Here is a 2,497-nt window from a genome sequence, read left to right on the forward strand (position 1 = left end):
GTAACCGACCGATTGGGGCCGCCTGCCTGAGGCTGGGGTTCCGAGGTAAGACACGTGCATAACGACGTCGTTATGCACGTGTCTTATTCGGAGGAGCCATGCTGGGCGAGGTTCTGGGTGTCGAACGGCGCCGACGGTGGAGCGAAGATGAGAAGCTGGAGATCCTGTCGGAAGTCGGCATCGGCGGGGTGTCGGTGACGCAGGTCGCGCAGCGCCACGAGATCACGCGGTCCCAGATCTACGGCTGGCGGCGTGATCTGAAGAAGAAAGGCCTATGGTCGCCGGATCGCGGGGCCGTTTTCCTGCCAGTGGATTTTAGTTCGTGCCCGGAGCCGGCAAGCGCCCCCGCGCCGTCTCGGTCAGTTCCGGTCGAGCTGCGGCTGAGCAACGGTCGCTGCCTGAGGTTCGACAGCGGGATCGATGAAGAGGCGCTGACCCGGTTGATCCGGGCGGTGGACGCGGCGTGATCGGGCCGGGAACCGGGGTTCGGGTCTACCTGGCCTGCGGCGCCACCGACATGAGGAAGGGCATCGCGGGGCTGTCGACCATGGCTCAGGATGTCCTGCGCCAGAAGCCCGCGAGCGGCGCGGTCTTTGCGTTCCGGGGGCGCAAAGGTGACCGGCTGAAGCTGCTTTACTGGGATGGCCAGGGTTTCTGCCTCTACTACAAGGTGCTCGAACGCGGTCGCTTCCCCTGGCCCAGCACCGAAGGTGGCATCGCCCGGCTGACCTCGGCACAGCTGGCCATGCTCTGGGAGGGGATCGACTGGCGGCGTCCGGACTGGGGTGCGCCGCCGGCACGGGTGGGGTGATTTACCCCTCTGATTCCCTTTGTTTTATTGGCTTTTGACGACACGGCGTGGTATTTGTCGGCATGTCCGAAGACGCCGACATTCTCACCGATGACCCCACCGTTCTGAAGGCGATGATCGTCGCGCTTCAGACGGAGAATGCGCGCATGTCGGCCACGCTTCAGGCCCACGAACAGCTGGTCCAGGCGCTGCGCCTGCGGATCGCCAGGTTGCAGAAACAGGCTTTCGGCAAGTCCTCGGAGAAGATCGAACGGGAGATCGCCCAGCTCGAGCTGGCGCTGGAAGACCTGCTGATAGCCGTCGCCGAACAGCGCAATGAACCGGCTGGCGAAGCGGATGCCGAACCTCCCGCCGCCGATGCCGGATCCGCTGAGGTGAAGCCCCGCCGCAGGCCCCGGGTCTCCGACGAGACCCCGCGGGAGCGACGGGAACTCGACCCCGGCACCTGCTGTCCTGATTGCGGCGGTGACCTTCGCGTGGTCGGCGAGGACGTGAGCGAGCTTCTCGACATGGTCGCCGCGCAGATGAAGGTCATCGAGATCGCACGGGTGAAGAAGTCCTGCCGCCGCTGCGAGAGGATGGTGCAGCCCGCGGCGCCAAGCCGCCCGATTCCGGGCAGCATGGCCGGACCGGGCCTGTTGGCGCATGTGCTGGTCTCCAAGTTCGATGACCATGTCCCGCTCTATCGCCTCAACGAGATCTACGCGCGCATGGGTGCGGACGTGCCCGACAGCACACTGCTGGACTGGTGCGGCCGGGCGATGAAGGTGCTCGCGCCGATCATCGAGAGGATCGAGGCCGAAGTCATGGCGGCGCCCGTGCTGCATGCGGACGACACGCCAATCCGCGTCCTGGACCGCTCCCGTCGCGACCGCGGCCTCGGCAAGGGGGTCAAGCAGGGGCGGGTCTGGGCCTATGTCTCCGACCAGAGGCCCTGGGCCGGCACGGCGCCGCCAGGCGTGGTCTACCGCTTCTCGCCGGACCGGAAAGGCGAGCATCCGCGTCAGCACCTGCAAAACAGCAGCGGTATCCTTCAGGCGGACGCCTATGCAGGCTTTGGCCAGCTCTACGAGCGCCGCGCGGACGGCAGCAGCCAGTTCCGTGAGGCGGCCTGCTGGGCACATCTGCGGCGTGACTTTCACGATGTCTGGGAGGCCACGAAGTCCGAGATCGCGCGGGAGGCGCTCGACCGGATCGGGAAGCTCTACGATGTCGAACGGCGGATCGCCGGCCAACCCGCCGACCTGCGCAAGGCCGCACGGGAGCAGCACTCCCGCCCCCAGGTCGACGCCTTCAAGGCATGGGCCGAGGCCCAGCTGGCGCGCATCCCAGGCAAGGGCGATCTCGCGAAGGCCTTCCGCTACGGGCTCTCCCGCTGGCCCTCATTCGAACTGTTCCTCGAGGATGGTCGCATCGGGATCGATAACAACCCGGCCGAGCGCGCCATGCGCCCGATCGGCGTTGGCCGCCGCAACTGGCTCTTCGCTGGCTCCGACAGCGGCGGGGAAACCCTCGCCCGGGCCATGACCCTGATCGAGACGGCGAAGATGAGCGGGCTGGACCCGCAAGCGTGGCTTGCTGATGTCCTCGACCGTATCCACGATCACAAGATCAACCGCCTCGACGAACTGCTCCCGTGGAACTGGAAGTCGTAGGATCAGGCGACGGTATCAACCGGTCGGTTAC

General features: G+C 66.4%; 3 protein-coding genes. All 3 read left to right on the top strand.

Annotated elements, in window-relative coordinates; translation table 11 throughout:
* The first annotated feature begins 98 nt into the window (after positions 1-98).
* The 3 genes from tnpA to tnpC all read left to right on the top strand — a co-directional run bounded on the left by tnpA (position 99) and on the right by tnpC (position 2,466).
* Entirely contained in the window at positions 99-467 is a 369-nt protein-coding gene (gene tnpA / locus I6N89_RS25255) for an IS66-like element accessory protein TnpA (protein ID WP_107978991.1), read from the top strand.
* Positions 464-811: an IS66 family insertion sequence element accessory protein TnpB gene (gene tnpB, locus I6N89_RS25260; RefSeq protein WP_206076943.1), complete on the top strand. Its 348-nt coding sequence runs from the start codon at positions 464-466 to the stop codon at positions 809-811. The genes tnpA and tnpB overlap by 4 nt, the downstream gene beginning before the upstream one ends.
* Positions 812-873: 62 nt before the next feature.
* On the top strand, positions 874-2,466 hold the full coding sequence (gene tnpC, locus I6N89_RS25265) for an IS66 family transposase (RefSeq protein WP_107978990.1): 1,593 nt from the start codon (positions 874-876) through the stop codon (positions 2,464-2,466).
* Positions 2,467-2,497 lie beyond the last annotated feature (31 nt).

Origin of the sequence: Salipiger abyssi (assembly GCF_017311415.1) — a bacterium.
Classification (GTDB): Bacteria; Pseudomonadota; Alphaproteobacteria; order Rhodobacterales; family Rhodobacteraceae; genus Salipiger; species Salipiger abyssi_A.

Excerpts from the sequence above, each read along its gene's own strand:
- tnpC (WP_107978990.1), top strand. The coding sequence starts at position 874 with ATGTCCGAAGACGCCGACATTCTCACCGATGACCCCACCGTTCTGAAG.
- tnpA (WP_107978991.1), top strand. The coding sequence starts at position 99 with ATGCTGGGCGAGGTTCTGGGTGTCGAACGGCGCCGACGGTGGAGCGAA.